Origin of the sequence: Streptomyces sp. NK15101, assembly GCF_020400725.1 — a bacterium.
Classification (GTDB): Bacteria; Actinomycetota; Actinomycetes; order Streptomycetales; family Streptomycetaceae; genus Streptomyces.
Genome location: NZ_JAINVG010000220.1, coordinates 1 through 465, shown reverse-complemented (window position 1 = coordinate 465; position 465 = coordinate 1). Strand labels below are relative to the sequence as shown.

Annotated in this window: 1 protein-coding gene; it reads left to right on the top strand. The window is 68.4% G+C overall.

Annotation, left to right across the window (positions count from 1 at the left end; translation table 11 throughout):
* The coding region (locus tag K7G60_RS38700; protein WP_225805644.1) for a B12-binding domain-containing protein at window positions 1-465 on the top strand (465 nt) is incomplete at both ends.

Genomic DNA, 465 nt, shown 5'->3' with positions numbered 1-465 from the left:
CGAGGTGCAGACGACGCTGGGTCTGTCGAACATCTCCTTCGGCCTGAATCCCGCCGCCCGCATCCTGCTGAACTCGGTCTTCCTCGACGAGTGCGTGAAGGCGGGCCTGGACTCGGCGATCGTGCACGCCTCGAAGATCCTGCCCATCGCCCGGTTCGACGAGGAGCAGGTCACCACCGCCCTCGACCTGATCTACGACCGGCGCGCCGAGGGCTACGACCCGCTGCAGAAGCTGATGGCCCTCTTCGAGGGCGCCACCACCAAGTCGCTCAAGGCCGGCAAGGCGGAGGAGCTCCTCGCCCTGCCGCTGGAGGAGCGGCTCAAGCGGCGGATCGTCGACGGCGAGAAGAACGGCCTGGAGGCGGACCTCGACGAGGCCCTGGAGACCCGCCCGGCCCTCGACATCGTCAACGAGACCCTCCTGGACGGCATGAAGACGGTCGGCGAGCTGTTCGGCTCCGGCCA